This is a genomic window from Mycobacterium shunyiense, from assembly GCF_058270035.1.
Genome location: NZ_JBZDPT010000040.1, coordinates 197,386 through 224,269, shown reverse-complemented (window position 1 = coordinate 224,269; position 26,884 = coordinate 197,386). Strand labels below are relative to the sequence as shown.

General features: G+C 66.6%; 27 protein-coding genes. 9 read left to right on the top strand and 18 right to left on the bottom strand.

Annotation, left to right across the window (positions count from 1 at the left end; translation table 11 throughout):
- Positions 1-13: 13 nt before the first annotated feature.
- Together AC4ELS_RS22400 and glmS are read right to left on the bottom strand one after the other, a co-directional pair.
- Complete coding sequence (locus AC4ELS_RS22400) at positions 14-934, bottom strand: alpha/beta fold hydrolase (RefSeq protein ID WP_499049340.1); 921 nt, start codon at positions 932-934, stop codon at positions 14-16.
- Positions 935-964: 30 nt separating this feature from the next.
- On the bottom strand, positions 965-2,842 hold the full coding sequence (gene glmS, locus AC4ELS_RS22395; RefSeq protein WP_448445777.1) for a glutamine--fructose-6-phosphate transaminase (isomerizing): 1,878 nt from the start codon (positions 2,840-2,842) through the stop codon (positions 965-967).
- Between the two features lie 141 nt (positions 2,843-2,983).
- Here glmS and AC4ELS_RS22390 point away from each other — a divergent pair, with 141 nt between their 5' ends.
- Positions 2,984-3,835 carry a dienelactone hydrolase family protein gene (locus AC4ELS_RS22390; RefSeq protein ID WP_064960060.1) on the top strand — a complete coding sequence of 284 codons (852 nt, stop codon included), beginning with the start codon at positions 2,984-2,986 and terminating at the stop codon, positions 3,833-3,835.
- A 7-nt stretch (positions 3,836-3,842) separates the two neighbouring features.
- Here the strand turns inward: AC4ELS_RS22390 and AC4ELS_RS22385 are convergent, their stop codons facing one another.
- Positions 3,843-4,559: an SDR family oxidoreductase gene (locus AC4ELS_RS22385; protein WP_498885370.1), complete on the bottom strand. Its 717-nt coding sequence runs from the start codon at positions 4,557-4,559 to the stop codon at positions 3,843-3,845.
- 71 nt (positions 4,560-4,630) lie between these two features.
- Between AC4ELS_RS22385 and AC4ELS_RS22380 the strand changes: the two genes are divergently transcribed.
- On the top strand, positions 4,631-5,512 hold the full coding sequence (locus tag AC4ELS_RS22380) for a LysR family transcriptional regulator (protein ID WP_498885372.1): 882 nt from the start codon (positions 4,631-4,633) through the stop codon (positions 5,510-5,512).
- Positions 5,512-6,123: a hypothetical protein gene (locus AC4ELS_RS22375; RefSeq protein ID WP_448445783.1), complete on the top strand. Its 612-nt coding sequence runs from the start codon at positions 5,512-5,514 to the stop codon at positions 6,121-6,123. Before AC4ELS_RS22380 ends, AC4ELS_RS22375 begins: the two co-directional genes overlap by 1 nt.
- Before the next feature lie 16 nt (positions 6,124-6,139).
- Here AC4ELS_RS22375 and AC4ELS_RS22370 read toward each other — a convergent pair whose 3' ends face one another.
- From AC4ELS_RS22370 to AC4ELS_RS22300, 15 genes are all read right to left on the bottom strand, one after another.
- Entirely contained in the window at positions 6,140-6,370 is a 231-nt protein-coding gene (locus AC4ELS_RS22370) for a biotin/lipoyl-containing protein (RefSeq protein ID WP_448445785.1), read from the bottom strand.
- Positions 6,371-6,384: 14 nt separating this feature from the next.
- Positions 6,385-6,585, bottom strand: a complete 201-nt coding sequence (locus AC4ELS_RS22365; RefSeq protein WP_448445787.1) for a ferredoxin — start codon at positions 6,583-6,585, stop codon at positions 6,385-6,387.
- Between the two features lie 10 nt (positions 6,586-6,595).
- Positions 6,596-7,741 (bottom strand): thiolase family protein, encoded by a 1,146-nt coding sequence (locus AC4ELS_RS22360; RefSeq protein WP_448445789.1) that lies wholly within the window; start codon positions 7,739-7,741, stop codon positions 6,596-6,598.
- Positions 7,738-8,169 (bottom strand): Zn-ribbon domain-containing OB-fold protein, encoded by a 432-nt coding sequence (locus AC4ELS_RS22355; protein ID WP_463793150.1) that lies wholly within the window; start codon positions 8,167-8,169, stop codon positions 7,738-7,740. Before AC4ELS_RS22355 ends, AC4ELS_RS22360 begins: the two co-directional genes overlap by 4 nt.
- The gene (locus AC4ELS_RS22350) at positions 8,162-8,518 is read right to left on the bottom strand and encodes a 2Fe-2S iron-sulfur cluster-binding protein (RefSeq protein ID WP_499049337.1); all 357 of its coding nucleotides are present in this window, start codon (positions 8,516-8,518) and stop codon (positions 8,162-8,164) included. Before AC4ELS_RS22350 ends, AC4ELS_RS22355 begins: the two co-directional genes overlap by 8 nt.
- 1 nt (position 8,519) lies before the next feature.
- Positions 8,520-9,719, bottom strand: a complete 1,200-nt coding sequence (locus AC4ELS_RS22345; protein WP_498885381.1) for an acyl-CoA dehydrogenase family protein — start codon at positions 9,717-9,719, stop codon at positions 8,520-8,522.
- A 1-nt stretch (position 9,720) separates the two neighbouring features.
- Positions 9,721-10,779: an acyl-CoA dehydrogenase family protein gene (locus AC4ELS_RS22340; protein ID WP_499049335.1), complete on the bottom strand. Its 1,059-nt coding sequence runs from the start codon at positions 10,777-10,779 to the stop codon at positions 9,721-9,723.
- The gene (locus tag AC4ELS_RS22335; protein WP_499049333.1) at positions 10,779-12,299 is read right to left on the bottom strand and encodes an AMP-binding protein; all 1,521 of its coding nucleotides are present in this window, start codon (positions 12,297-12,299) and stop codon (positions 10,779-10,781) included. Before AC4ELS_RS22335 ends, AC4ELS_RS22340 begins: the two co-directional genes overlap by 1 nt.
- 5 nt (positions 12,300-12,304) lie before the next feature.
- On the bottom strand, positions 12,305-13,351 hold the full coding sequence (locus tag AC4ELS_RS22330; RefSeq protein ID WP_448445802.1) for an alpha-ketoacid dehydrogenase subunit beta: 1,047 nt from the start codon (positions 13,349-13,351) through the stop codon (positions 12,305-12,307).
- A 3-nt stretch (positions 13,352-13,354) separates the two neighbouring features.
- Entirely contained in the window at positions 13,355-14,320 is a 966-nt protein-coding gene (locus AC4ELS_RS22325) for a thiamine pyrophosphate-dependent dehydrogenase E1 component subunit alpha (RefSeq protein ID WP_498885387.1), read from the bottom strand.
- A gap of 146 nt (positions 14,321-14,466) precedes the next feature.
- A complete protein-coding gene (locus AC4ELS_RS22320; RefSeq protein ID WP_448445806.1) occupies positions 14,467-15,921 on the bottom strand; it encodes a carotenoid oxygenase family protein in 1,455 nt (484 codons plus the stop codon).
- A 34-nt stretch (positions 15,922-15,955) separates the two neighbouring features.
- Positions 15,956-17,329: an aldehyde dehydrogenase family protein gene (locus AC4ELS_RS22315; protein WP_498885389.1), complete on the bottom strand. Its 1,374-nt coding sequence runs from the start codon at positions 17,327-17,329 to the stop codon at positions 15,956-15,958.
- A 3-nt stretch (positions 17,330-17,332) separates the two neighbouring features.
- A complete protein-coding gene (locus AC4ELS_RS22310) occupies positions 17,333-18,025 on the bottom strand; it encodes a TetR/AcrR family transcriptional regulator (protein ID WP_498885391.1) in 693 nt (230 codons plus the stop codon).
- Positions 18,015-19,424: an aromatic ring-hydroxylating oxygenase subunit alpha gene (locus AC4ELS_RS22305; RefSeq protein ID WP_499049331.1), complete on the bottom strand. Its 1,410-nt coding sequence runs from the start codon at positions 19,422-19,424 to the stop codon at positions 18,015-18,017. The genes AC4ELS_RS22310 and AC4ELS_RS22305 overlap by 11 nt, the downstream gene beginning before the upstream one ends.
- Complete coding sequence (locus AC4ELS_RS22300; protein ID WP_499049330.1) at positions 19,421-20,224, bottom strand: SDR family NAD(P)-dependent oxidoreductase; 804 nt, start codon at positions 20,222-20,224, stop codon at positions 19,421-19,423. The genes AC4ELS_RS22305 and AC4ELS_RS22300 overlap by 4 nt, the downstream gene beginning before the upstream one ends.
- A gap of 135 nt (positions 20,225-20,359) precedes the next feature.
- Between AC4ELS_RS22300 and AC4ELS_RS22295 the strand changes: the two genes are divergently transcribed.
- Genes AC4ELS_RS22295 through AC4ELS_RS22270 form a run of 6 tightly spaced genes read left to right on the top strand, consistent with a single transcriptional unit; the run spans position 20,360 to position 26,881 of the window.
- A complete protein-coding gene (locus AC4ELS_RS22295) occupies positions 20,360-21,628 on the top strand; it encodes a cytochrome P450 (RefSeq protein ID WP_499049328.1) in 1,269 nt (422 codons plus the stop codon).
- Positions 21,625-22,494 carry an MlaE family ABC transporter permease gene (locus AC4ELS_RS22290; RefSeq protein ID WP_448446053.1) on the top strand — a complete coding sequence of 290 codons (870 nt, stop codon included), beginning with the start codon at positions 21,625-21,627 and terminating at the stop codon, positions 22,492-22,494. The genes AC4ELS_RS22295 and AC4ELS_RS22290 overlap by 4 nt, the downstream gene beginning before the upstream one ends.
- 1 nt (position 22,495) lies before the next feature.
- Positions 22,496-23,350: an ABC transporter permease gene (locus tag AC4ELS_RS22285; RefSeq protein WP_448445819.1), complete on the top strand. Its 855-nt coding sequence runs from the start codon at positions 22,496-22,498 to the stop codon at positions 23,348-23,350.
- Positions 23,350-24,696: an MlaD family protein gene (locus AC4ELS_RS22280; RefSeq protein WP_448445821.1), complete on the top strand. Its 1,347-nt coding sequence runs from the start codon at positions 23,350-23,352 to the stop codon at positions 24,694-24,696. Before AC4ELS_RS22285 ends, AC4ELS_RS22280 begins: the two co-directional genes overlap by 1 nt.
- Positions 24,693-25,751 (top strand): MlaD family protein, encoded by a 1,059-nt coding sequence (locus AC4ELS_RS22275; protein WP_448445823.1) that lies wholly within the window; start codon positions 24,693-24,695, stop codon positions 25,749-25,751. Before AC4ELS_RS22280 ends, AC4ELS_RS22275 begins: the two co-directional genes overlap by 4 nt.
- Before the next feature lie 8 nt (positions 25,752-25,759).
- Positions 25,760-26,881 carry an MCE family protein gene (locus tag AC4ELS_RS22270; RefSeq protein ID WP_448445825.1) on the top strand — a complete coding sequence of 374 codons (1,122 nt, stop codon included), beginning with the start codon at positions 25,760-25,762 and terminating at the stop codon, positions 26,879-26,881.
- Positions 26,882-26,884 lie beyond the last annotated feature (3 nt).

Below are 26,884 nucleotides of genomic sequence, written 5' to 3'. Positions count from 1 at the left end.
GATCCTCGTCGGCCTACGCCGCGTTCCAGAACCGCCCCGCACGTCGCGCGATCTCTTCGGGGTACTCACCGTTGATGGCGTGAGAAGCATCGGCCCAGAGTTCGACTTCCCCGCGCGCCAGCACCTCCCGCGCCCGCGCGACGGCACGCTCGGGGTCGAGCATGACGCTGCGGCCCGCGATCAACGCAAGCACCGGCACGTCGAGCCCCCGCAACTGCTCCTCGGTGAACATTTTCGGTGCCGGTACGCGCAGCGTGAAATCCTTTGCCCCGGCATCGATCAGCGCGGATTCGCTCGCGGCGGCCTGCAGGTCCGCACCACCGGCAATCCAGCTGTGCACCCTCCGGCGGCAGCGCTCCGGCACGCCCGGGGCGAACAGCGCCACCGAGGCGAGAATGGCCTTCGCCGGGATTCCGGTGAAGGTGAAAACCGGGTCGAGCAGCGTAAGCGAGGCTATCCGGCCGGGCCGGTGCACCGCGCAATTCGCCGCCGTCCACCCGCCCATCGACACTCCCAGCAGGTGCGCCGCTTCCAGGCCCAGGCCGGCCAGCGTCTCGTCGAGCCATTGTGCCTGATCCGGTGCACCGCGAATCGCCTTGTCCTGCACCGACAGACCGGCCTCACCGAGCAGGTCGATCGCATACACCGTGCGCTGTTGCAGCAACGGCCCGAGGTTGGTCCGGTACATCGGCGTCGACGCGTTGCGGCCCGGCAGCAGCACCACCGGCGCACCTGAGTCCGGTCCGGCGAACCGGTAGGCCCGGACCGTTCCGAACGAGGTCGGCACGTCGAACAGTTCGAACGGCGGCAACGTCGCCATGCCGGCCCGGTAGGCGCCCAGGAAGTGCTCGAACGCCGACTCCGAGACGAAGGCCCCCAACCCGTTCCGGTCCCGCCGTCGGGCAATGTTGACCTTGGGAACCTGCAGATCCATCAGACCTCGGCGCCGAACGTGAAGACCGGACTACTCGACGGTGACGGACTTGGCCAGGTTGCGCGGCTTGTCGACGTCGTAACCCCGCGCCCGCGCCACCCCGGCCGCGAACACCTGCAGCGGGATGGTCGACAGCAACGGCTGGAAAAGCGTTGACACCGCCGGGATCTCGATCAGGTGATCGGCGTACGGCCGCACCGTGTCGTCACCCTCTTCAGCGATCACGATGGTCACCGCGCCGCGGGCCTGGATCTCGCGGATGTTGGACAGCAGCTTGGCGTGCAGCATCTGGGCGTTCTTGGGTGACGGCATCACCACGATCACAGGCAGGTCGTCGTCGATCAATGCGATCGGACCGTGCTTGAGCTCACCGGCGGCGAAGCCCTCGGCATGCATGTAGGCCAGCTCCTTGAGCTTGAGCGCACCCTCCAACGCCACCGGGTAGCCGACGTGCCGGCCCAGGAACAGCACCGTGGGCGACTTCGCGAACCGCTGCGCCAACTGCCCGACCGGCTCGATGCCGGCCAGCACCCGGGCAATCAGGTCCGGCATGGCCTCCAGGTCGTGGTACTCGCGCTCGACCTCGTCGGAGTACTTGGTCCCGCGGGCCTGCGCCAGGGCCAGCCCCACCAGGTAATTCGCGGCGATCTGGGCCAGGAACGTCTTGGTGGCGGCCACACCGATCTCGGGCCCGGCCCTGGTGTAGAGCACTGCGTCGGCCTCGCGCGGGATCTGGCTGCCGTTGGTGTTGCAGATGGCCAGCACCTTGGCCTTCTGAGTCTTGGCGTGCCGCACCGCTTCCAGGGTGTCGGCGGTCTCGCCGGACTGCGAGATGGCGATCACCAGGGTGCTGCGGTCCAGCACCGGGTCCCGGTACCGAAACTCGCTGGCGAGTTCGACCTCGACGGGCAGCCGGGTCCAGTGCTCGATGGCGTACTTGGCCAGCAGACCCGAGTGGTAGGCGGTGCCGCAGGCGACGATGAAGACCTTGTCGATCTCGCGGAGTTCCTGATCGCTCAGGCGCTGCTCGTCGAGCACGATGCTGCCGTCGACGAAATGCCCCAGCAGGGTGTCGGCGACCGCGGCGGGCTGCTCGGCGATCTCCTTGAGCATGAAGTAGTCGTAGCCACCCTTTTCGGCGGCATCGAGATCCCAGTCGATGTGGAACTCGCGGTAGTCCCGGCCGGCCTGCAGGTCATCGCGGCCGAAGAAGTCGGTGATCCGGTAGCCGTCGGCGGTCAGCACCACGGCCTGGTCCTGGCCCAGCTCCACGGCGTGCCGGGTGTGCTCGATGAACGCCGCCACATCGGAGCCGACGAACATCTCGCCGTCACCGATACCGACCACCAGTGGGGTGGACCGGCGCGCGGCCACGATCGTTCCCGGATCGTCGGCGTTGGCGAATACCAGGGTGAAGTGGCCTTCGAGGCGCTGCAGCACGGCCAGCACGGAGGCCGGGAAATCGCCGGCGGTGGCGCCCTGTGCGTACTGACGGGCCACGAGGTGCACCGCCACCTCGGAGTCGGTGTCGCTGGAGAATTCGACCCCGTCGGCTTCGAGCTCGGCGCGCAGAACCGCGAAGTTCTCGATGATGCCGTTGTGGACGACGGCGATCTTGGCCGCTGCGTCACGGTGTGGGTGGGCGTTGCGGTCGGTGGGACGGCCGTGGGTGGCCCAGCGGGTGTGGCCGAGGCCGGTACTGCCGGTCAGGATGCCATCGTCGGTCTCGGCGAGGGCGGTCTCCAGGTTGGCCAGCCGGCCGGCGCGGCGACGCACCGTCAACCCGCCGTTGCCGTCGATCAACGCGATTCCCGCGGAGTCGTAGCCCCGGTATTCCATCCGCCGCAGCGCGTCGACCACGATGCCGCGGGCCGGGCGCGCCCCGACGTAGCCGACGATTCCACACATAGGGTCCCAGGGTAGTGCAGTCGGCCGCCTGACCCGATTCTGCGGCGGCGGGGTTTGACACAAATCACCGTGTTGGCACATGGGCGCGACTCAGGTTCAATCGGCGGTCACGCGCCAGTCGCCCTGCGCTACGGTCAACGCGTGGCCAGCACAAAGAAGCTCTTCGCAGGGTTGACCCGCCGCGGACCGCATCGAGTCCTGCGCGGTGACCTGGCGTTCGCCGGCATGCCGGGAGTGGTCTACACGCCCGAGGCCGGCCTGAATCTGCCCGGTGTGGTGTTCGGCCACGAGTGGATGACACGGGCGGAGAACTACACGGGCACGCTCGAGCACCTGGCGTCCTGGGGCATCGTGGCGGCGGCACCCGATACCGAGACCAGCGTGGCTCCGTCGGTGCTCAATTTCGCGTTTGACCTGGGCGCGGCCCTGGAAATCATCACCGGCGTGCGGCTGGGCACCGGCAAGATCAGCGTGCACCCGGGCAAGCGGGGTGTGGTGGGGCACGGTTTCGGTGGGTCGGCCGCGGTGTTCGCTGCCGCAGGTATGGGAGGTGATCCGCACCGCCCGAAGGCCGTGGTCTCGCTGTTCCCGACGGTGACCAAGCCGCCCGCCGAACAACCGGCGTCGACGCTGCAGGTCCCCGGCCTGGTCCTGACCGCGCCCGGGGATCCGATGACGCTGCGGTCCAATGCCGTGGAACTGGCTCGCACCTGGGAGGGTGCGACGTTGCGGACCGTCAGCAAGGCGCAGGCCGGCGGCCTGGTCGAGGGACGCCGCCTGGCTCGGTTCATCGGCCTGCCCGGCGCCGACAAGGACACCCAGAAGATCATCCGCGGCCTGCTCACCGGGTACCTGCTGGCCACGCTGGCCGGCGACAAGACCTACCGTGACTTCGCCGATCCCGACGCCACACTGCCCCATACCGAACCGGCCGACCCGAACGCCGATCCGGTCGCCCTTGAAGACAAGGTCGTCGCGCTACTCAAGCCGTGATCGGGAGTCACACCAAGGTCGTACCGCCGTCCACTGTCAGCACGACCCCGGTGCCGAACTCCTGCTCCATCAGGTACGCGTACGCCAGCGCGGTGTCGGATGGTTCGCCAATCCGGCCGACGGGGAGATTGCTCGCGAACTGCTCGTAGATGGCCTCCCGATCCTCCTCACCGAGTGCCGACCACAGCGGCGTCCGGATCGGACCGGGGGCGACGGCGTTTACGCGCAACGGCGCCAGTTCGACGGCCAGCGCCCTGGTCATCGCGTCGATTGCGCCGCATACCGCGGTGGGCAGCACGCCGAGTCCCGGTTTTTCGGCGGCAGTGCCGCTGGTGAGGGTGATCGACCCGCCCGGCGTGATCCGGGGCGCGAACTCCCGCACCGTCTGCAGCTGGCCGATGAGTCGAGTGCTGATGAACTCGGTGATGGTCGCAGCGGTCAGATCGGTCAGGCCGACCATCGTGAGCGACTCCCCCGCGCTGAATACCAGGTGCTCGATCTGCCCGACCTCATCGACGAGACGACCGAGCGAGGCGGGGTCGGCGAGGTCGACGGTCATCCCCCGGGCGTTCTCACCCAGTTCGGCGACAGCTCGATCGACGTTGGACTGGTTGCGCGACACCACGATCGGGATGCCACCTCGGTCCGCCACCACAGCCGCCACCCCCAGGCCGATGCCGGAGGTGCCGCCGATGATCAGGACACGTGCGTTCTTGAGGTTCATGAGTCCACTGTGAATTCGCGGCGACTTCGTCGTCCAAGACTCTTTTCGTCGTTCGGCGATACCCTCGGGGTATGAGCACCGCGGACCTCGACCTGCGCAAGCTGCGGTACTTCGTCGCGGTCGCCGAGGAGCTGAATTTCGGTCGGGCGGCCCAGCGTCTCCATATCGCACAACCCGTGCTGTCGCGGCAGATTCGGGCGTTCGAGAGCGAGCTCGGTGCTCAGTTGTTCATCCGCGGCTCGACCGGTACCCAGCTGACCGCCGTCGGCGCGCAGCTGCTGCGGGACGCCAAGGTTCTGCTCGACGACGCGCACGCGCTGCGACAGCGCCTGTCCCGCGCCGCCGGACACCCGGTGATTGTGACGGTCGGAGTGATCGCCGGGTTGCGGGCAACAGCGGCGGCCGCGGCGTTCGAGGCGGGCGGCCCGCGGCGTCGGGCAGTCGTGCGGCAGGTCCCGTGGCCCGAGCAGGCGGAGTTGGTCCGGTCGGGCGAGGTCGACGTGGTCTATGCCCGGGAGCCGGTCGACCACCGCGGACTGGGCAGCGCAGCCCTGCTGGAAGAACCCATGGACGCGGTGCTGCCGGCAGACGACGCCTTGGTGACGCGCGCCGCGGTGCGCCTCGCCGATCTCGCATCCAGGCTGTTGCTACTGCCGGACCCTGCAATGGTGCCGGACTGGGTGTGCGCGGCCGCACCCGATCAGCGGTGGGCACCGCCGCGCGACGAGTTCCGCAGCGTGGAGGACAAACTCGAACACGTTGCCGCGCACGAGGGTTTCGTCATCCTGCCCCGATCCACCACCGCCTACTACCGCCGACCCGATGTGAAAGCCGTGCCGATCGAAGACCTGGGGCCCTCCCGCGTGACACTGATCTGGAACGCCAACACGGACAACCCGGCGCGGGACGAATTCGTGGCAGCTGCGCTGGCGTGCCGAGCGGAGACGATCTGATGTCCGACCAGCCCACCTGGGTACGAGCAGCAGAGCCCATCATCCCTCCGGCGCTGGCAGTCCAGAAGACGGTCGGGGTACCGGATTTCGAGATCTATCAGTTGCTGACGATGAAGTGGGGAATGCTTCCCAGGCGGGCCATGATCGATTGGACCCTGACGGAATACGGGATCTCCACCGAGGACGCGCAACGTATCCACCAGCGTGTCGCCGGGCTACTGGAAGACGAATCCTCCCGCTTCGAGAACCTGAAACAGGTTGTCGGCGTGGCGAAACAGGACTCGACGTCGTTGTCGTTCAGCAGCGTGTTGTGGCCGGGTTTCGAGTTCACCGCACACACCGGGCCGGCCGGAACAATTGAGGCAGCGCAGTACTGCCGCGCCGGGGGCTATCCGCTGCCCGCCGATTCGCCCGGCGAGCAGCCCACGTGGAGCATGGACACCGCCGAATTCATCGAGTATTTCGGCCCCGCCACCCTCACAAACCGGCATCCCCTCACCGACGATGTTCTTCCCGCGCACGAGGTGTACGACTTCGAGTGGAACGGCAGGCGGTACGGCGCCGGCTTCAGCTGGGGCCTGTTCCTGCTCGCGGGTCAGTACTGGGAATGAAGCCGCGGCTCGGCGGCTACGTTTCCAGGATCCCCAAACTCGCTCCGACCGGGTACGTTTCGTCCTCCTCGGCCGAACCGTGGCGCAGCACCCCGGCGCTGGGCGCCGGAATATCGGCCGACACCTTGTCGGTACCGACGGTGTAGAGGTCCTCACCCTCCTCCACGACCGTCCCGTCGGGTACCAGCCAGCCGAGAAAGGTGCCCTCGGTCATCGTCACGTCGAGTTTCGGCATCTTGATTTCCATCGTGGGTCAGCCTTTCAGTTTGGTCGGCGGGCGATGCTCAGGGCCAGCGCGGGGCACGACTCCACCGCCTTCTGCGCCAATTGCCCTTTTTCCGGCGGGATTTCGTCGACCACCAGCTCAACCTGACCGCTGGCGCCGACCTCGAACAGATCGGGAGCCACGGCCTCACAGATCCCGTTCCCGACACACCGATCCGGATCGACAGTCACCTTCATCGCTGCACCCCTATCTGGTGAGGATCGTGCAGCCGCTGAGGCCAGGGGCACCGTAGACGTGCGACAGTGCGACTCTGGGTTCTCCCGGGACCTGGCGTTCGCCCGCGGTACCGCGCAGTTGCAGAACGTTCTCGTGGATCTGCCGCAGCCCTGAGGCCCCGATCGGTTCGCCGTTGGCCAGGCATCCGCCATCGGTGTTGATCGGCAGTCGTCCGGAGAGTTCGGTTGCGCCGGAATCGATCAGCTCGGCCTGTTCACCGTCGGCGCACAGTCCGGTCTCGGCCAGGTGGATGATCTCCGCGCCGGCATCGGTGTCCTGCAGCTGGGCCAGGTCCACGTCGGCGGGACCGATGCCCGCCAGCTCGAACGCCGCAGCCGCGGCCCCGACGGTCGGGCTGGCCCCACGACGCACCGACAGCGACGGACTGAGTACCTCGAACGAGCCGGGCCGGCGCGTCCGTACCGCCGAGGAGGCGACGTACACCGGATGCGGACTGTACTGCTTGGCCTTGTCCGCATTGCACAGCACCACCGCGGTGGCTCCGTCACCCGGCGAGCACAGCATGTACTGGCGCAACGGATCCGACAGCATCATCGAGGCTTCGATGTCAGCTTCCGACAAGGGTTTACGGCGCCAGGCGTTGGGATTGAGCGAGCCGTTGCGGAACGCCTTGGCCGCCACCTTGGTCAGCAGCCGCTCCGGCAGGCCGAACTCGTGCAGGTACCGCTTGATCTTCAGTGCGAAGAACTGGGACGTGAGGGCGAGGCCGGATGGGCCGTACCACTCGCCGAGACCCATCGCGGCGGGGTCGATCGCGAATGCTCCGCGCGGATGCGAGTCGAAACCCACTACCAGTGCCAGGTCAGCCGCCCCGGCCTCGATGGTGTGCACCGCCGAGATCAGCGAACTGCTGCCGGTGGCACAGCCGTTGAACACGTTGACGAAAGGAACACCGGTCAAACCGAGATCGGACACCAGCGTGTCGGCCGACCCCGCTGACATGCTGCCGCCCACGGCGTACTCGATCTGCGGCCAGGTCACCGACGCATCGGCCAGTGCCTGTCGCACGGCCGCCACGGCCTCGTGCCGAACCGAGGTGTCTTGATAGCGCCCGAACGGTCGGCATCCGACCCCGATGATCGCCACCGAATTCATGACGGATTCCCTCCTTGCGCAACCGGCGCGAAAGCGAAAGTCTGTCGGGTTTCCCCGGTTTCGGTGACGACTTCGACGCTCACCAGGGTCATCGGCATACCGATCCGCAGCCGCTCCGGGTCCGACTCGGTCAGGCGCGCCTCCACGATGACCTCGCCGGGCAGTTCCACGTAGCCCACGCCGAACGGCGCGAAGTCGTCGGCGCCGCCGAAGTACGGCGGGCTCGGTGGCGGGAACCGCTGCACGGTCCAACTCCAGAGGACACCCGAAGCTGCCAGCGGCACCGTCGTGATGTCGGCAGCGCCGCAGTCCCGACACGACTGCTTGTGCGGGAACTCGATCTCACCGCAGGCGTCGCAGCGGCCGCCGACCAGGTTGAGCCGTCCGTCGTTGACCTTCATGATGCCCGGATCGATGACCTCAGCCACCCGACTCCCCCTGTCCTGCTTGTTGTTCTGGTCGGGCACGCAGTTTGCGCACTCCGCGTTTCTCCACCGTCACGTCTCCCAGCACGCCTGCCTGGCAGGCCAACCGCACATGCTCGCCGCGCCCACCCTGATCGCCGCTGAGGTTGCGAACTGCCTGGGCTTCAGACGCCGACGGCTCCGACAGGTTCTCCGATCCCTCGAGCACGCCGATGTGGCAGACCAGGCAGTCCCCGTTTCCCCCGCACACCGTCGGCCACCGAACATCCGCCGCCCGCGCGGCGGCCATCACCGTCTGCCCGTGTGCCGCCTCGAAAGTGATCCCGGAGGGCCGGACGGTGACGGTCGGCATGTCAGCTGCGCCGCAGTTCACGCCACGGCTTGCCACGGCCGGGGTCGATCTCGCGTTCCAGGCCCAGCACCCGCTCACCCACGATGTTGCGCTGCACCTCGGACGTGCCGCCGGCGATGGTGAAGCGGCGGCTGTCCAGCAGGTTGTGCGTCTCGGGAGGCATCGTGTCGTCCCAGTAGGCGGCTTCGGCACCGCCCACCTCGAAGCCGAGTTCGCTGATCTCCTGGGACAATTCGGACAGCACCAGCTTGGTGATCGAACCCGTGGGAGATCCGCCGGGCGTACGGGACTCGGCGATCGAACGCAGATTGGTCAGCGCCAGGGCATGCTCGACGGCGAACAGGTCTACCAGCCGATCCCGGATCACAGGGTCATTCCAGCGGCCGTTCCGACGCGCGAGCTCGAGCACGGGCGCGAGCGGCACACCGCTGGCACCGGAGGTTTCCGAGAGCCCGGACCGTTCGGCGTTCAACGTCGTCATGGCCACGCGCCAACCGTCGTTGACCTCACCGAGCACCGTCTCCGGCCCCAACACCAGGTCCTCGAGGAACACCTCGCAGAAGTGTTCGTCGCCGGTGAGTTGGCGCAGCGGCCGCACGGTCACCCCCGGTGAGGCCATATCGACCAGGAAGCAGGTGATCCCGGCGTTCTTCGGCCGGTCCGGATCGGTCCGAGCCAGCAACATCCCGTAGCGGGAACCCGCGGCGAACGAACTCCACACCTTCTGCCCGTTGATCCGCCACGACGCACCTTCGGGCACGGCTCGGGTGGCCAGGCTCGCCAGGTCGGATCCGGCGCCCGGCTCGCTGAACAGCTGACACCACATGTCGGCACCGGCCACGATCCCGGGCAGATACCGGTGTTTCTGTTCCGGTGTGCCCCAGTCCATGATGGCCGGGCCGATCAGCATCAGCGGCACGAAGTAGTGGTCCGGCAGGCCGGCTCCGCGTTCGATCAGCACCGATCGCACCACGGCGGCCTGCTGTTCGGTGTAGCCCAGGCCCCCATGCTCGCGTGGCCAGTGCGGCACGGTGTAGCCGCGTTCGCCGAGTGCCGCGTACCACGCTTCGGCCGCGTCGCGGTCTATGTCGGAAAGCAGCACGCGTCTACCGGATGTCACTGCACCACGGAACTTCTCGGGAAAGTGCTCGGCGACCCAGCGGTCGACTTCTCTGCGGAGTTCATCGTCGTGTTCAGCCACTTCACGCCTCCCGTCGATCGATGAGGCCGGCCAGGCGGCTTCGACACTTGCTCGGCGAACCGGTCAGCGCGACAACAGAGTTGGCCCTTCGCAGGTAACGGTGCGCCCAATGCTCCCAGGTGATCGCGATACCCCCGTGCAACTGGACGGCAGCCTTGGTGACCGCGAGCGCGGTTTGCCGCGACAGCAGTGCCGCCACCTCCAGGTCGATGTCGGTGCCCAATGCCTGAGGTTCGCTGCCGACCCGCCAGGCCGCCCCGTAGACGGCCGAGCGGGTGAGTTCGACGGCGGCCAGCAGATTCACCAGGCGGTGCTTGACCGATTGGAAGGAACCGATTGTCCGACCGAATTGGACTCGCTTGTCGACGTACTGCACCGTCGCGTCCAGCACGTGCTGTGCCACACCGAGCAGTTCAGCCGAGATGACCAGGTCGGCCCGGCGGGCCAGGGCGGTACGTACTGCTTCGGCCTCCGCGCCGTGCAGCAGGACGGCCGGTTGCACCGCACGGGCGGTCCACCGCCCCAGAGAGCGGGACAGATCGAGCCCGGACAGTTCTTCGGCAAGCCCCGCCGCACTGTCGAGGAGAGCCACCGCAGGCCTGCCGTCGAGTGTTCCGGTGACCACCACGACGTCGGCTCCGGTGGCATTCCACACCGGAACCGCGGTCACGTCGATGCCACCGGACAGATTCGTGCTCAGTTGTGCGCCCCTGGCGGCCGCGACGGTTCGCGTCCCGTCGCGGAGCGGTGCCAGCAGCGCGGCGTTCCCGACCCCCGCTGCCAGCACGCCCGCCGAGACGCTGGGCAGCAGCGGGCCGCCGAACAGGGCTGCGCCGGCACACTCGGCGAGGATCGCCAAGTCCACGGCTGTCGCCGAGGAGTCCGGCAGTCCGCTGTCGAAGACGATCTCGTCGGCACCGACGTCGGACAACAGTTTGCGCCAACCGTCATCGCCGGGGTCCTCGAAGAACTCCCCGAGCACGTCGCGCAGGGCGGTGTGCTCCGCGGTGAATGCGAACTCCGCAGAAGCGGCTTCGCGCGCAAGTTCGGCGGTCTCCATCAGGGCCTCCCGGCCGGCGTCGGAGCAGCGCCCGTTCGGGCCAGGTACCGGGCCCGCAGCTGCCGCTTGTTCAGTTTCCCCATCACCGAACGCAGATCGAAGTCCACGATCTCGATCAGATTCGGACATTTGTAGTGCGCCAGTCGTTCTCGCGTCCAATCGACCAATTCCCCCGGTGTCACCTCGGTTTCGGTGCTCACCACGAGGGCACACAGCTGTTCCCCGAGATCGTCGTGGGGAACGCCGATCACGGCCACGTCGGCGACGGCGGGGTGCCGGCGCAGCACGGCCTCGGACTCGGCCGGGTACACGTTGACCCCGCCGCTGACCACCATGTCGGAGGCACGATCGGTGAGGTACAGATAGCCGTCAGCATCGAGGTAACCGATCTCTCCGAGCGCGAACACCCCGTCGGCCACGTAGCTGCGCCGTGTCTTCTCCGGATCGCCGTGATAGGCCGGATGATGTCCGACCGTGGACTGCACACACACCAAACCCGTTGTGCCGGTGGGCACAATCTCGCCGTCCTCGGTGCGGACGGTCAGGTTGTAGCCGGGCATGGCGCGCCCCACCGATCCCGGGTGCTCAAGCCACTCGGGCGAGGTGATCAGGGTGACCGTGCCGGCTTCGGTGGAGCCGTAGGCCTCGATCAGGATCGGGCCGAACCACTCGATCATGGCGCGTTTGACCTCGACCGGGCAGGCCGCGCCGGTGTGCACGATGCTGCGCAGGCTGGAGACGTCGTAGCGGTCGCGCGCCTCGTCGGGCACTCGCAGCAGTCGGGAGAAGTGCGTGGGCACCATCATGGTGGCCTCGACGCGCTCCCGAGCGATGGTGGCCAGCACCTGCTCGGCGTCGAAGCGCGGGAGGATCACCAACGGCTGGGCGGCCAGGATCCCGCGCACCCCGGCCATCGGACCGGTGTGGTGCATAGGGGCGACGACAAGTTGCCTGCCCGGGGTTCGAATCGGTGAATCGATTACTCGCGCAACATATTCGACCATCGAGGCGCCACCGGGAAACATCTGGTCCGGCAGCTCCACCCCTTTGGGATATCCGGTGGTCCCGGAGGTGTAGTAGAGCGGCTTGGCCGGTGCGATGTCTGCGGACGGTTCGGAAGCCGGATACTGCGCCAGCGCGGAGTCCAGGTCATCCCAGGAGACCACTTGAACATCGGCGTCCGCGGCGCGCACGGTGGCGGCGGTTTCGGTGCTGCACAGCACCGTGTGCACCGCCCCGTCACGCAGGATGTAGCCGATCTCGTCGGCGGTCAGGTGATAGTTCACCGGCACCGCCGACAATCCCGCGTACGTGACGGCCAGGTGCGCCAGCACCACGTGCACACTGTTGACACCAAGCACCGCCACCCGCCGGCCCGACGGAATCTCCTGGGAAAGCAGCCAATTGACGGTGCGGTTCAGCCGCTCGTTGAGCTGCGTCCAGGTCAACGAGGTGGCGCCATCGGAGAGGGCGAGGGCTTGCGCGTCCCGACGAGCGTAGTGCTCGATCGCATGGACCACGAAGATTAGCCGTTCGATCCGGCGGCGGCCCGCGACCGCAAGACTGCCTGCTTGGCGGCTGCCACGATGGCGTCCTCGCCCGGGACGAATGCGTCCTCGAGCACTTTGGCGAACGGGACCGGGGTGTCCGGACCGGCCACCCGAGCCACCGGAGCGCCGAGTTCGTCGAACAGGTTCTCGGTGATCAGCGCGGCGAGCTCGGCTCCGTATCCGCCGCGGCGCACGGCCTCGTGGATCACCACTGCGTGCCTCGTGCGGGCCACGGATTCCAGCACCGTGCGCTCGTCCAGCGGCACGAGCGATCGCAGGTCGATCACCTCGGCGTCGATCGATTCCTGTGCCAACTGCTCGGCAGCGGCCAAGGCGGTGTGCACCTGCCTGCCATAGCTGATCAGGGTGACGTCGCGGCCCGGGCGCACCGTTGCCGCCGAACCCAGCGGCACCACGTGGTGGCCGACGGGAACCGGCTGTGGCGGGGCGAAGTACAGCAGGCTCTGCTCGACGATCACCACCGGGTCGGGGTCGAAGATCGCCGCGGTGAGCAGCCCTTTGGCGTCGGCGGGATTGCTGGGCACGACGACCTTGAGACCTGGAACGTGGGTGAGCCAGGCCTCGAGCATCTCCGAATGTTGTGCCCCGAACTGCATCCCGGCGCCGGCCGCGCAACGGATGGTCAGCGGCACGGTGGTCTGCCCGCCCGACATGTAGCGCAGCTTGGCGGCGTGATTGGACACCTGGTCCAGGCACACGGCCAGGAAATCCATCAGCATGATCTCGGCAACCGGCTTCATGCCGGCGATCGCGGCGCCCACCGCCGCGCCGACGATGGCCTGCTCGCTGATCGGGGTCGCGCGCACCCGGTCGGCGCCGTACTTGGTCGACAGCCCGGCAGACACCTTGAACACCCCGCCACTGGGGTCGGCGATGTCCTCGCCCAGCAGGATCACCGACGGGTCCCGGGACAGTGCGTCGTCGAGCGCGCTGCCGAGAGCCTGGAAGCCGAGCATCGGGACGGTCTCTACGGTTTCAGTGGTCGCTGTCGCGGCGGTCATACCTCACACCCCTTCGTAGACATCGGTCAACAGCTCGGAAAGGTCGGGAACCGGGCTGGATTCGGCGAATTCGAAGGCGTCGTTCACCTCGGCCTTGGCCTGCGCCTCGATGGCCGCGGCGCCGTCTTCGGTGAGCACCTGCTCCTCGATCAGCTTGGCTCGCAACCGAAGCACCGGGTCGGCAGCACGCTCGGCGTCGAGTTCGCCTGGTTTCATGTATTCGTTCTGATCTGACATCTGATGGCCGTAGAACCGGAAGGTCATGGCTTCCAAAAGGGTTGGCCCGTCACCCGTACGAGCCCGATCGATCGCGGTGCGTGCCGCGCTGTACATCGCCACCGCGTCGTTGCCGTCGACCCGTACGCCGGGCATCTTGTAGGACACCGCACGGTCGGCCACCCGGTCCACGCTGGTGCCGTCCTCGAAGGACGTGTGTTCGGCGTAGCGGTTGTTGTGGCAACAGAACACCACCGGCAGTTTCCACAGCGATGCCAGGTTGCAGGCCTCGTGGAACGCGCCGATGTTGGTCGCGCCGTCACCGAAGTTGACGATGGTGACCCGGTCACCGCCTTGCAGCTGGGACGCCAGGGCCAGGCCGTTGGCGATGGGCAGCCCGCTGCCCACGATCCCGGTGGTGACCATCAGCCCGGATTCGGGGTGGGTGATGTGCATCGGGCCGCCCTTGCCCTTGCAGGTGCCGGTGGCCTTGCCGAAGAACTCGGCCCACAGTTCCCGCATCGGCACACCTTTGGCGAGCTGATCATGCAGACCGCGATAGGTGGTGACCAGATAGTCGTCCGGTCGCAGCAGCGCGCCGATCGATGCGGACACGATCTCCTGCCCACGCGGCGAGTAGTACTGGGCGCTGACCTGGCCGGTGAGGATCAGCGACCGGAACTTCTCATCGCAGATCTTGATGCGCGTGGCGGTGGTGAAGATCTGCGTCAGCTCTGCGGTTCCAGGCGTCATCAGCTTCCCATCTATTGGTCGGTCAGATAATTAATTAGTAACAGAGATCACTTCTCAGTGTCAACGACGGTTTCTTGGGCATCCGGCCCGGTTCACCCTGCGGGTAGGGCGCAAAAGTACGAGAGGCCCGCACCCTCAGCGCGGAGTCAGCGCGGAACGAAAGCCTGCCGGTACAGCGGGCTGTCCACGCTGTAGTAGCTGCAGTGGAAGCCGCTCGGGATCCGGAACGGGATGACCGCGCTGGCGATCGGCCCGGCGGCGATATCGGCGGCATCGAAGACCACCAGCTCACTTTCTGCGGCGCCGGCGCGATGCACCAATGTCACGGCATAGCCGTCGAGTTCGTGCGTGCTGCCGACCCGCGGCGCGAAGATCAGCTCCCCTACCGCGGTGCCCGCGCCGAAGTGGTAGAGATCCTCGACCCCGGTCACGGTGTCCACCCGCAGGGCCGAATCCATGCCCTCCACCCGCCCGTCGCACGACTGCAGATTGCTGTTCGCAAACGCGTGCCGGCTGCGCTGCGCCATCAAGCGGTCGTCGGGCCGTGGGAACTGGATGTCGCGGTCGTTGACGATCTCCTCGTTGAGGGTGTCCGACGGCGCCAGCGGATCAATCGTCCAGCGCCGCAGGCTCTGTCGGGTTTCGGCATGGTCGGCCCGATTTCCGTGGATGTCGGGGAACAGTGCGGTGCCCTCCGCGGCGGCGACATCGGCGACGATCTTGCCGTCCTGCTCCCACACGTTGGCCTCGTGCAGCATGTGCCGGGCCTCCACCTCGATCCAGCGCACGTCGGCGGCGGTCCCCCGGCGTGGCATCAGGCCCAGCTTGGAGGGCCGGTCGGGCACCCAGGCCGTCATCGGCCCGCCACTCATGGCTCGCTGCAAGCTCAGCTCCAACGGCATCACCGGGAACACCACCCAGTTCTCGGTGACGAAGAAGGTGTGCAGCATCGTCATATGCGGTACCGGGATCAGCTCCGTCACCACGGGTACGCCGTCGAAATCGATGACGTCATAACGAATCACCGCATCCCCGCCCAGCCCGTGCACCGCGTTGCCGATGTTGATCAGCTCGCCGGTGGCGTAGTCCACCTTGGGATGAGCCGAGAAGGTGGTGGAGATGAGGCCGTCGTAAGTCTCCTCGCCGAGGGTGTCCAGAGTTCGCGGGTCCAACGCCACCGGCGGTGCGCCCTCCATCAGGGCGAGCAGCTTGCCGCCGTGGATGATGACGTTGGTGTTGGCGGTGTTGTAGCGGGTGCCCACCGCCCCCGGGTCAGTTGTCATCGGGTTTCCGAGCACACCGAACATCCGGCGGCCCTGCCCCCGTTCGAGCAGGAACTTGTCGGTGCGCACCCAACGGTTGCGCATCGACACCCTGCCGTTCTCGATGAAGAACGCATAGACCATGCCGTCGCCGTCGAACCAGTGGTAGTCCTCGTCGGACGGCGGGTACAGCGGCTCGGCGCCATTGCGGTAGAACACCCCGGCCAAATCGTCCGGCAGTCGCCCTCGGACCACCAGGTCGGGTGCATCGACCTCCATCCGGTTGGGCTGGTGATGACCGGTCAGGAAGGGGCTGTCCCGAACAAGGCTGGCATCCATGGGTTTCTCCGAAGTTCGTGTGTACTGGCAGGCGTCACGCCAACCGGCGCAGCAGCCGTAATCTCTTGTCGGTGTACGGCGGATAGAACATGGCCGTCAGATCCGGGCGAGTCCGCTTGGTGAGCACCGATTTACGGTGACTGAACTCCTCGAATCCGAACCTGCCGTGATAGGCACCCATCCCCGATGGCCCGACACCGCCGAATGGCATCTTCGCCGTCGCCACCTGAAGCAGCAGCTGGTTGATCACCATGCCGCCTGCCGGCACCCGACGAACCACCTGTTCTCGGGTCTGCTTGGAAGCGGTGAACAGATACACGGCAAGGGGTTTGGGCCGCCGTCGGACGAATTCGATCGCGCTCTCGACCGATTCGACAGTCAGTACCGGCAGGACCGGGCCGAAGATCTCGTCGGTCATCAGCGGTTCGTCTGCACTGGGGTCGACGACGACCGTGGGCTGGAGCTCCAAACGCCCGGCATCGCTGCCGCCGCCGACCACGACGTCACCGGCGGTGGCGGTCAGCGCGGCGGTCAGGCGGGCGAAGTGACGGTCGTTGACGATCGGCAACCCGGTCGGCATTCCGGCCCGGAACTCCTCGATGGCCGCGCGGATCTCCTCCAGGAACCGATCCCGCACGGCCGCGTGCACCAGGACGTAATCGGGAGCGATGCAGATCTGGCCGGAATTCATCACCTTGATCCAGGCGATCCGCCGCGCAGCAGTCTTCACGTCGGCGTCGGCGGCGATGATCACCGGGCTCTTACCACCCAACTCCAACGTGACCGGGGTCAGATGATCGGCTGCGGTCGCCATGATCTTGTGACCGATCGCGGTGCCGCCGGTGAACAGCACCCGGTCCAGCCCCTGCGCGATCAATTGTTGGGTAGTGACTCCGTCGCCCTCGACAACGGTGACCGCCTCGGGGTCGAGGTAGCGCGGTATCAGCTCGGACATCAACTTCGACGATGCCGGTGCGAGTTCGGATGGCTTGAGCACCACGGTGTTTCCGGCGGCGATCGCCCCGATCGCGGGGGTCAGGGTGAGTTGGAACGGGACGTTCCACGGACCGATGATCAACACGGTGCCGTACGGCTCGTACTGGATCCAGGCCCGCCCCGGCAATTGCGTCCACTCCAGTAACCGGTGCCTGCGCCGCGTCCAGCGGCCGACATTGCGCGCTGCGTAGCGAGCCTCGTTCACCGTCGCGACGATCTCGGCCAGCCAGGTCTCGAACGGTGGGCGGCGAAGGTCCGCCGACACCGCCTCCACGATGGCATCGCCGTTGTCGGTCAGCATCGCGATGAGTGCCCGCAGTTGGGCGCGGCGCCAGTCGAGATCGAGAGTCCGCCCGGTGTCGAAGGTCTCGCGTAGCCGAGCGACAGTCGCCGGGAGGTCGGGGGCGGGCATCGATTACGAAGCGCTGTCCGATTCGAGGAGCAGCCTCCCGAACAACTGGTTCATCGAATCCATGACCGCGACGTCGGTATTGGCCGCGGCGTGCGCGAAGCCGTCGACGATCGCACTGATCATGCCTGCGACGGCGACCGGGTCCAGCTCATCCGGGATCAGGGCAGCCTGTTGGCCTGCGGTCACCGCCTGCGCCAGCGTCGTTGTCATGGCCTCCGCCTGCTTGCGGAACGCCTCGGACAGCTCGGGATGGCGCCGGGCATCGATGGGTGCGGTGGCCACGAATCCGGCCAGCTCCGGCGATTCGTGGTTGATCCGCATCGATTCGGCGAGCACCGCCCGTAACAGGCCGCGCACCGAGTGCGGGCCGGCCAGCGCCTCGACCGAGCGCGCGACGATCTTGCCGTACACGTAATCGCAGACTGCCTCGAAGAGATTGCTCTTGGACCCGAAGTGGTAGTGCAACGAGCCCGCGGTGACCCCGGCCATCTCCGCGATCAGGTTGTTGGTGGCCGGTCCGTAGCCGTACTGCGCGAAACATTGGCAGGCCGCGTCGAGCACTCGCTGACGGGTGTCCACACTGTCGGTGCCCGCCGGCCGGCCCGGACCCGATCGGTTGCTGGTGACCTCGCTCATGCCGACATCATTGCGCAGCGCGATGCCCGACGGGGCGTTCACTGACAGTTCAGTTGTCACTTGCGAGGCACCGATCCAGGTCCTGGTGGAACTGACGTATCCGGACTTCCTGGTAATTCGCCAGCGTCACACCGGGTTTGGTCATCGATTGCAGACCGCGCTGCACCCGTGGCAGATTCGCCAGGTCCTGGTTGAACACCGCGCACAATCCACCGAGCTCGGGCGCGGCACTGTAGTCCTCATCGGCTTCGAGCCAATGCGGCGGCGCAGTCTTGGGTTTGGGCACTCCTGTCGGTAGCGGGATCAGCATCATGATGTCAAAGATGCACCGATCGGGGTCGTTGCCGTACGGCCGGAACCGGTACGTCAACGGTGCACCAACGCCCGCCCAGGGCACCATGTTCGGAAACACGAAGTACTGGATCGCATCGACGATCTCCGAATCACTGGTGCCGGAGAGGTCGGCGCCGGTGGTCTGCGCGAGATTGTCACGCATGGCCGCCGCCACGATCGGGCGGGCCGACTGACCGTCGGGAACCTCGAATGTGCCGACCCCCTCGGGGAAGAAGTCACGGAACATGGCATCGAGTACGTCCTGGGGTTCCAACGGCTCCAGGTGCGGGCTGCTTGTCGCTTGCGGAGTGATCATCCGGTTGAAGCCGGGCTGGTCGTCGGTCCGGGTGTAGATGTCGTACTGGGTGTTGGCGTCCCCGAGATACTCCAGCAGTTGGGGGTGCGTGGCGATGACGTGGTAGGACTCCAGGAACGCCTCCATTCCCACCTTCCAATTGCAGTCGACAACCTTGGCGACGTGGATCGCCTTGAAACGGTCCTGCAGATGGAACGGCGCGAAGTGTTTCTCCAGATCACCCAGGTAGTCCGACAGCGGGGCCGCTTCCAGGTCGGCGTTGACGAAGACGAATCCGGCCCAGGTCCCGGTCTGGGCTTCCGGCAGGGCAAACGCCATGTCGTCGACATGCGGGAAATCCCACCGTCCGGGCACATCGGTGAGCTTGCCCTCCAGACTCCAGGTGAAGCCGTGGAACGGACAGCGCAACTGGTTGACCCGGCCGGCGTCATCGCACAACCGCGTGCCGCGGTGCAGGCAGGAATTGTGGAACGCCCTGATCGCACCGGCAGCGGTGCGAAGCACGATCAACGACATGTCCGCGACGTCGTAGACGTGGTAATCGCCGGGTTCGGGGATGTCCTCCTCGCGGCAGGCGAACTGCCAGACCTTCTTCCACATTCGATCCACCTCCAGCCGGTGGAACTCGGTGGTGAAGTAACGCTCCTTGTCGATGTCGGCCGACCCGAGGAACTCGTAGGACTCCTCCAGGAGTGGCGACGGGACTTCCCGGGTGTCCTCGGCGAGCAGACTCTGCACCGTCGGCCCCGAGGACCGCGCCTCACCCGGCCTGGTCACCTCGTTGTCCGTTCTGTCGGTTGCCCGCGTCACACCGCCTCCTCTGTCAAAGCCGCCTTCTGGGGCGTTGCGGGCAGTCCCGCGATGTACTGCTGCACGGCGGTCCCGATGAATGCGGATCCGTTGATTCCCCATCCGCCGTCGACGTAGAGCACCTGGCCGGTGATGTAGCCGGCCTGGGCCGAGGCCAGGAAGGCCACTGCCGCGGCGACGTCGTCGGGTTCACCGATGCGCCCCAACGGCATCGACTCACCGATGGCCGACCGCAACCCCGGATCGGCGAACTCACCCGCGGTGCCGTCGGTGAGGACCAGGCCCGGGCCGACGGCGTTGACGCGGATACCGCGCGGCGCGTACTCGGTTGCCATCTGCTTGGTCAGCGCGACGAGCGCGGCTTTCGATGCCGGATAGATCCCGCGGCCCGCGCCACCGAGTTCGGCCAGTACCGATGTCAGGTTCACGATCGCGCCGCCGGCCCCGAACGTGTCGAGTAGCGCGCGGGTGACCAGCCAGCTGCCGAGCACGTTGACCCGCAGCACGGTGTCGACCTCATCGACAGTGCTCTCGGCCAGAGTGCTCGAGCGCCAGATACCGGCGTTGTTGACCAGCACGTCGATCGGGCCGATCTGGCTGACGTAGTCGGCCAACGCCGCCACCGACCCCTCCACGGCGACATCGCAGTGGACGGCTCGACCGCCGATCGACCGAGCCACTTCGTCGGCGGCGGCCGCATCGATATCCACCACGACCACGTCCGCGCCGTCGGCCGAGAGGCGTTCCGAGATCGCTCGACCGATCCCTCTGCCGGCTCCTGTCACGACTGCTGTTGGCACCGATTCGCCTCGCTCTCCCGGCTGATTTCCGAGCCTTGATTATGATCCACCTCACTATTATATTGGTCCACCAATTAGTCAAGTGGACATTCAAAAGCCCCGAGCAGCCCTTGCCCACCAACTCTGGAGACGGCCTTGACCGATATCAGCAGCCCGCCCACCATCTGCCCGATCGCATCGTTCGATCCGCTGGATCCGCAGACGATGCAGGAGCCGCACCCGTGGTACCAGGCGCTGCGGAGCCAGGCGCCGGTTCAATTCGTCGCCGACCGGGGAATGTGGTTCGTGACCTCACGGGAACTGGTTTCCGCGGCGTTGACCAACCACGAGGTGTTCTCCTCGGCTTTTGGCCTGCCGCAGATGCCGCCACCGGAGTCGGTGGCCAACGAGGTCGAAGCGCTCAAGGCACAGGGATGGGACATGATCCCCACGCTGTTGACCGCCGACCCGCCCGACCACCACTACTACCGACGCATGGTCGCCCGAGCATTCACCCCGCGCTTCGTCGCTCAGCGCGAACCCGGGATCCGCGCGATCGTCGATGAACTGCTCGACACGCTGCCGACCGACAAGCCGGTGGAGATCGTCGAGCAATTCGCCGCGCCGTTGCCGTTGCGGATCATCGCTGCCGCGCTCAATGTCCCCGACGATCGCATCGATGACTTCCGGCGCTGGTCCGATCAATTCGCGTTGACCATCGGCGCCGAGATCGACGATGCCGGTGCCCTCGAGCAGGCGCGCAGCCTACTGGAGTACCAGCGGTACTTCGCCGCCGAACTCGATGACCGCCGCACCAACCCGCAGGACGACCTGATCACCGGTTTGGTCCAGGCGTCCAACGCCAACGACGACGAACCACTCACCACCGGGGCGGCGTTGAGCATCATCCAGCAGATCCTGATCGCGGGTAACGAAACCTCGCGCAAGCTGATGACGGGCACGTTGCACCAACTCGGCCTGAACCCGAAGTGGTGGTGCTGGTTGCAGGAGGATCCCGCCGCCCATGCGGAGCTGCTGGTGGAGGAAGCACTACGCTTCCTCACTCCGGTCCAGTCGATGTTCCGGATCACCAAGGCCGAGGCACAGCTCGGCGAGTACACCATCCCGGCCGGCTCGCTGGTGGTGCTGGTGTTCGGATCGGCCAACCGCGACGAAGCCCAGTTCGACGACGGCGAGGAGTTCAACCCGCAACGCCCGAATGCCAAGACGCACTTGGCCTTCAGCCAGGGCATCCATGCCTGTCTGGGTGCCTCGCTGGCGCGTCTGCAGGCGCGGATCGCGCTGGAGGCCATCGCCCGTCGGTATGGTTCCGTCGAGCTGGCACCCGACAACGACTACGAGTACGAGCCCAGCTTCATGCTCCGCGGCCTCAAGCGTCTCAACCTGACATTCCGGGCCCGCTGACCGTGCCGCACACGCCGTCGGGCGCAGACGCCGCTGACACCGCAGCGACCGATCGGGTCCTGCGGTGGGGGCGGGGCTACCTGGATCGGCACCCCCTCGCTTCGCTGCGCACTGTGGGTGGACAGTGCGTCCTGGCGGTGCGCGCAGTCCAGTACCTGTTCAGCGATGTGCTGCGGGGCCGCTTCCCGTTCTGGGAGTTCGTCGAACAGGCGGTCTTTATGGCCCGCACCGCCGTGGTGCCGACGCTGTTCATCGCGATACCCATCAGCGTCACCCTGGCGGTCCAATTCAGCCTGCTGGCAGGGCAACTCGGTGCCACGGCATTGGCCGGTGCGGCCAACGGGCTTGCCGTGATCAAGCAGGGAGCACCACTGGTCGCCGCGATCCTGATGGCTGCCGCCGTCGGTTCCGCCATGAGCGCCGATCTCGGCGCCCGGACCATCCGCGACGAGACGGACGCGATGGAGGTCATGGGCATTTCGGTGATCCAGCGGTTGGTGGTCCCCCGCCTGGCCGCGGCCGTGATCGTGTCGGTGGCACTCACCGGATTCACCTGCTTCATCGGGTTTTTGGCCGGCTACGCCTTCACGGTCATGCTGCAGGGCGGCACCCCGGGCAGCTACACCACGACGTTCTCGTCGTTCGCCACGGTCGACGACCTCGTCCTCACCATGATCAAGGCCGTGGTGTTCGGTGTCATCGTCGCTGTCATCGCCTGTTACAAGGGACTGGACACCCGAGGTGGGCCGGCCGGCGTCGCGAACTCGGTGAACGCCGCTGTCGTGCAATCGATCCTGTTGTTGTTATTGGCGAACACCCTGATCAGTCAGATGTACCTCGTACTCTTCCCGAAGACGAGTTTCTGACATGGCCGCCACGTACCTGCCAACCGGCGCCCGACCCGTCATCGCCGTCGTCCGCGCCACCGAATTCCAGATGGCCCGCAATGGGCACATCGTGGCGTTCTTCTTCCGCACGCTGGCCGGCATCCCCATCGTCATCAAGAAATACCCCCGCGAATTCCTGCGGTTGTCTTCCGATGTCACGTGGGGCAACGGCTCGATCGTGGTCGGCGGAGGTACCGCGGGTGTGGTGTTGGTGGTCGGTGCGGCCGCCGGCGCCGTGGTGGCGATCGAGGGCTACAACGCACTGAACCTGCTCGGTCTGGGCCCCGCGACCGGGCTGTTGACCGCACTGGCGACCGTGCGCGAGCTGGCGCCCATGATGGCCGCGCTGGCCTTCGCGATCCAGGCCGGGTGCCGATTCACCGCGCAGCTGGGCTCGATGCGCATCTCCGAAGAGATCGACGCGTTGGAATCCGTTGCCATCCGACCGATCCCGTATCTGGTGACCACCCGGGTCCTGGCCTCGGCAATGGCTGTCATCCCGCTGTTCGTCGTGTGCCTGGCGCTGAATTTCGTGGTGTGCCAGCTCGTGGTGTACCTGGCCAGCGGCCAGGCCTCGGGGACATATCTGCACTACTTCGCGCTGATGCTCTCGGGCCGCGACATGTTCTTCGCGGTGATCAAGGTCGCGGTGTTCGTGGCGATCATGTCGACGGTGCAGTGCTACTACGGGTTCTACGCAGCCGGCGGCCCCCAGGGTGTCGGCATCGCCGCCGGACGCGCCATGCGGTTGTCGATCACGCTGATGGTCGTCACCAACATGATGCTCACCATGGCGTTCTGGGGCGTCGACGCCGGCGGAAGGTTGGGTGGCTGATGCCCAACCAGTTCGAGATGGACGGCCGCGGCCCCTCCGAGCGGGCCCTGCTCGTCACCTGCCTGGTGTTCCTGGTGGTCTGCGCCATCGCCGGCACCCTGATGTTCGCCAAATCCACCGGATCACTGGATCGCCATGTCGAGATCATTGCGCGCCTGCCCAGCGTCGGTGACGGGCTGCCGCCCAAGTCCGACGTCAAGTACCGCGGTGTTCTCGTCGGCGCGGTGCGGTCTGTCACGCCCGCGCTGGGCGGCGGCGACAACATCGTCAACATCGACCTGCGCCCCGATCACGTTGCCAACATCGCCAATACCGTGACCGCCCGTATCGTTCCCGGCAATGCCTTCGCGGTGTCCACAGTCCAACTCGTGGACCAGGGCACCGGTGGCCGGCCGATCCGGGCCGGGGACATCATCGGGCAAGACACCACCCTCCCGACCCAGCTGTTCCAGACGACGCTGGCCAAGGTACGTGAGTTGGTCGACGCCGTGGGCCGCCCCGGCACCGACCACACGCTGGGCGTGATGCGTGCGATCGCAGATGCCACCGCGGGTAAGGGCCCTGAATTAACCTCGGCTGCACAGGGTCTCAACCGGATCGTGACCGAGATGAACGAGCTGCGCGCCGACGATACCGGGCCGCCGACCTTACAGACCTGGAACTCCGCACTGAGCGCCCTCGGGGACACCGCACCCGATCTGCTGGACTCACTGCAGCACGCGGTCAAGCCGATGCGGACCGTCGCCGAACAACGCGCAGCCCTGACCGATCTGCTCACCGGCGCCGGCCACACCGTCGGAACCGTACGCACCGCCATGGACAACCACGCCGACGAACTGGCGGGAATCACCACCAACCTCACCCCGGTGATCGGGGTGCTCGCCGACCGCTCGGGGAAGTTCCCCGCCGTCGCCGTCGGCCTGCACAACGTGGTCAACGGCTTCTTCGACGAAATGTGGACGCGCACCAATCAGAAGGTGACGTTCACGTTCAAACTCGTCGTCGCGCTCGCACCGCTGCGGCTCTACAGCCGTGCGGACTGTCCCGTGTACGGAGAGCTGCGGGGCCCGAGCTGCCAAACCGCACCCGAGGGCATCCCGATCGTCGACACCCACGGCCTGCCCGATCCGCGCGCCTATGTCCCGCCGCCCGGGATCATCTTGCCCGACCCGGCCAACTCCGCCGCCGAGGTGCTTCAGAGCCCACTGCAAATGCCTCCTGCCCCAGAGGAATTCGTACCAGCTCCGGCGGACCCCGCTGCCCAGGACCCCGCTGCCCAGGACCCCGCTCCCAAGAGCACAGCCACGCCTCCGCTTCCTGCCGAGCAGCCCACGGGAACACCATGAACGCACGCGCCCGCATGTTGATCTGGCTCGCCCTCTTCATGACGGTCTGCCTGGCGCTCACCTGGACCATCCTGGTGACGCTGCGTCGGGGTGTCCAAGGCGAAACATTCACCTATACCGCGCAATTCACTGATGTCACCGGGCTCCGGGCAGGGTCGGACGTGCGGGTGGCAGGCGTGCGGGTCGGCCGCGTCGACTCGATCGCGCTCGAGGATCCCGGCTCGGGCGAGGGCACACTGGCCACCGTCCGGTTCCGGGTGCAGCGCGACCAGCCGCTGTACGGAAACACCAAGGCCTCGGTGGTCTACCAGAACATCATCGGCCAGCGCTATATCGGCCTGACCCTGGCCGACTTCGGTCGGCCCGAGCAGCTGACCGACGGCGCCACGATCCCCGTCGAGCACACCGAGCCGTCGTTCGACGTCACCAATCTCCTCAACGGATTCGAGCCCATGTTCACCCTCCTCGATCCGACGAACCGCGGAAATCTCTCCAACGCGTTGATCAACGCGCTCCAGGGTGATTCCGACTCGGTCGTGGTACTGGTGGCGCAGACCTCGCAGTTGGCGCAATCGATGGCCGGTCCGGACCAGGTCCTCGGCCGGGTAATCGACAGCCTCAACGCCGTCACCGAGAACCTTGCCTCCCGTGGCACCCAACTGCAGACCACTCTTATCCAGATGCGCTCGGTGATCGCCGGACTCAACGCGCACCGCGACGAACTGGTCAACTCGACCGGCTCGATCGCGACGGTGGTATCGCGGCTCTCGGCGATCACGACCGCGGCGCAACCCGACCTACACGATCTGCTGAGCCGCGAACCCGGGATGCTGTCGACGATGTTGGCCAACCGTGACGGCTGGGCCACACTGGGCTCGAATCTTCCTGCGGTGTTGAAGGGATTGTCGCGGATCACCGGCGACTCCACCGCGATGAGCGCGATGCCGTGCGACTTCAACTTCACCCTGTTCAACTTCCTCAAGCCGATCGTGCCGAGCATCGTCAACGCGGCCACGCCAGGTGGGCAACGCAAGTACACAGCGAAGTGCAGGTGATGAGTCAGATGAGCGGACCCACCCAGAACCGGTCCTGGTGGCGACGAAACGTCAAGTGGCCCAGTACCTCTCTCGACAGTCCGGCCGAGCAGACCGCCCGTCGGCGGCCCCGCACACTGGAAGACCGCAACACGGCGGTGATCGGCACTTTCGCGCTGTTGGCCCTGACCGTGGTGATCGTGGCAAGCACGGCCCTGAGCTCGATGCACCTGGGCAAACGTACCTACACCGCGGATTTCCTGCAGGCGGCCAGCCTGCGCGCCGGCGACCAGGTCAACATCGCCGGTGTCCCCGTGGGCGTGGTCGCGACCACCAAGCTGGCCGTCAACCGTGTCGTCGTAACCATGAAGCTGGACAAGAACATCCGCCTGGGCTCCGACAGCAAGGCCTCGATCAAGCTCACCACGGTGCTGGGTTCGCGCTACGTCGAGTTGCAGCCCAAGGGCGGCGGCACATTGGTCGACGATCGAATTCCCTTGAAGAACACCACGGTCCCCTACGACCTGCAAAAGTTGCTGTCTGATTCGACCACGACATTCGAGGACGTCGACGCCGTCAAGTTCGCCACGTCGATGCAGACGCTGTCGCAACAGCTCACCGGGGTGCCCGCGGTACTCCCGGAAGCGTTGGCCAACGTCGAGAACCTCTCAGCGATCATCTCCGAGCGACGCGGCCAGATCGCCGATCTGCTGCGGAACACCGCCACCGTCGCCGACGTCCTCGGTGGACAACAGGACGATCTGGCCGCACTGGTCGTCCAGGGCCGCGAGCTCACCGGCGAGATCATCCGTCGCCGAGCGAGCGTCGAGCGACTGCTGCAAGCCGCCACCACCCTGATCACCACCGCCGACGACATCGTCGGAACCGACAGCGCGCACATCGACAAGATGCTGGCCGATCTGCGGCAGTTCACGTCGATGCTGGGTGACCATGACGCCTTGCTGCGCAACCTGTTCCAGATCATGCCGGTGGCCATGCGCAACGCCGCCAACGCCACCGGATCGGGGCCGTTCCTGGATTTCATGTTGCCCGGCGGGCTGATGGTGGATTCCTGGATGTGTGCCATCAGTGGCCGCGCCGAGCAGTGGAAATGGCCGGAGCGTTACCAATACTTCAAAGACTGCGAGTGAGGC